At 67.3% G+C, this 2022-nt stretch carries 2 protein-coding genes and 2 pseudogenes; 2 read left to right on the top strand and 2 right to left on the bottom strand.

What is annotated here, in order from left to right:
- Positions 1–394: pseudogene (locus tag AC30N0_RS17415) on the bottom strand (relaxase/mobilization nuclease domain-containing protein); the annotation flags it as partial.
- Positions 391–669 carry a hypothetical protein gene (locus tag AC30N0_RS17410; protein ID WP_489519157.1) on the bottom strand — a complete coding sequence of 93 codons (279 nt, stop codon included), beginning with the start codon at positions 667–669 and terminating at the stop codon, positions 391–393. The pseudogene AC30N0_RS17415 and the gene AC30N0_RS17410, both read right to left, overlap by 4 nt.
- Before the next feature lie 734 nt (positions 670–1403).
- On the opposite strand from AC30N0_RS17410, the gene AC30N0_RS17405 reads away from it, so the two are divergent.
- A complete protein-coding gene (locus tag AC30N0_RS17405) occupies positions 1404–1928 on the top strand; it encodes a hypothetical protein (RefSeq protein WP_489519156.1) in 525 nt (174 codons plus the stop codon).
- Positions 1925–2022, top strand: a pseudogene (locus tag AC30N0_RS17400) (StbB family protein); the annotation flags it as partial. The gene AC30N0_RS17405 and the pseudogene AC30N0_RS17400, both read left to right, overlap by 4 nt.

Below are 2022 nucleotides of genomic sequence, written 5' to 3'. Positions count from 1 at the left end.
GCATGACGTTGTAAGCCTCCCGCCGATCGCCGATGTCGTCGATGAAGGTTCCGCCATAGCGCCAGTCTTCCGCCAGCCCGTGCAGCGCTGACTTGCCGCGCGAGATGTCGCCGCGGTCGTCTTCGATGTCGAGGCGGCCGTTCTTGCTGATGTATCGGAAGTGGGCGGCGATGGCCTTCATGCCTCGCCCGCCGCCCGTGACCTTCACCATGACCTGCGGCGCCCGACGCACCACTGTCGCCTCGATGCGCGCGCGGATGGCGGCAGCACGCTGATGTGCGGCGAGCCCGCTGAGTTTGGGCTGCGGTCGGGTGTGCACGATCCGGTTACCCGGATAGAAGAGCCGGTCGCCCCACTGGAGCAGGACGCCGTCGATGTTCTGACCTTGCGTCATGGCCGTGCCCCTGCCTTTGTGGGGTCGCCGCGGTGCTGTTGCATGCCGCTGCGCCGGCGGGGCTGCAAGTCAACCAGGGCACGCGTGAGGTGATCGAGGTGCTCCCGCACGTCATGGCTCAGCGTGGCCAGCATCGGCCGGTACTCCTCGGCCGGCCGGAAGGCACCTTGCCGCAACAGCGACACGAGGTGGCTCAGGTTGCGGCTGAACGTGGACAGCTCGGCACAGGACGCGATCAGCGCTCCAACGGTTTCGGCGCGGTCGCTGGCCGGCATGGGCGCGGGCTGCCCGGCCAACAGGTTGGCGACGAAGTCGCCTGGAGGTTGACCTGCCAGGCGGGCCGCTGCAAGTACGGCAGCTGCTTCGGCGCGAGGCATGCGCAGCGTGAGCCGCACACGGCTCGCATCGCGCGCTCGGAGCCGAGGAGGCCTGGCCTCGCTGACAGGCTCAGCAGCGCCCCCCAGGGCCTCAGCAAGCGTCGCCCGAACCCAACCCGAGGGAGACGTACCGGCCAGCCGCGCGCGCTCGACGAGCGCGGCTTTCAGACCATGCAGATCGACGCTCAGTCGATCACGTGACGAGGGTGCCATACACGAGCCTCCTGCCATGCCGTGCGTGTCAGACAACGGCGCCACCGCGCCTATCTCTGCACTCACCTTGAAGACCAGTATTGGCTCGAATGCAGGCTCTTGGGCCGCTAGATTTCGGCCCAAATGCCGCATGCGAGACACGCTTCTTTGCGTCGAAGATTCCTTCGAGAGAAACGCGCGCGGGACATGAGCGTGACCAGTTCGGAAATTGTGAGACGGCAGCGAAACGGCGTGGGACGCAGCCGCGACAGCGACGGCACCACTGCGAGACGGCGAGCGACCCAAGCGGGACGCGTGTGGGACGCAGCCGCGACGGGGCCGATCCAATGCGAAACGCCGATGACACAGGACCGGGAAGCGGTGAGACGAGATCCGGCTTCTCAGCGCTCCGCCGAACTCGCGGCGCGTGGGCGGGCAGCGTGAGCGGCATCGGCTCGCCGGACCCGACGACGGCAGACCCCGGAGTGCGTATGTCCAGTTTGGGCGCGACCACACGGGAGAGCCAGGGCGGCGTGCGCCTCGTCCCCGTTATGCCGCCTGGCCGATGCACGCGCAAGGCACTGCCGTTCGCCGACGAGATCCATCGCCTGTACGCGACGGGATACACGCTGGAGGCAATACGCCAGGCGTTGTCCGCAGCCGGCGTGACCGTGAGCCGAAGCACCGTCCATCGCGAGGTAGCCAGGGCAAGGAGGCAGCCGTCGGCCACCTCATCGACGGATGCCACTCAACGCGTGTTGAACGTGGCATCACGGGCGCCAGCAGTCGAAGCCACCTCGAAGCCCGAAGCAGGTGAGACACCCGCATCGCCGGCGCCCGCGCAGTCGCCCGGGAAGCCAGGTCAGACCAGCTTCGCCAATGGCCCGCGCGGCGAGGACGTCGCCAAGGCTTTCATGTCCACCCAAATCACCAACACGTTCATGCGTGAAAAGGAGCAACGATGAAGATCGCCGTCATCAACTTCTCGGGCAACGTGGGCAAGTCCACCGTCGCCCGGTACCTCCTGCAGCCGCGCGTCGATGGTGCGGACCTGATCAG

This window comes from Rhizobacter sp. (assembly GCF_031412495.1).
Classification (GTDB): domain Bacteria; phylum Pseudomonadota; class Gammaproteobacteria; order Burkholderiales; family Burkholderiaceae_C; genus Schlegelella_A.
This window is presented reverse-complemented; position numbering and strand designations above follow the sequence as displayed.

Coding starts and splice junctions, on each gene's coding strand:
- AC30N0_RS17410 (WP_489519157.1), bottom strand. CDS start 669: ATGCCGGCCAGCGACCGCGCCGAAACCGTTGGAGCGCTGATCGCGTCC.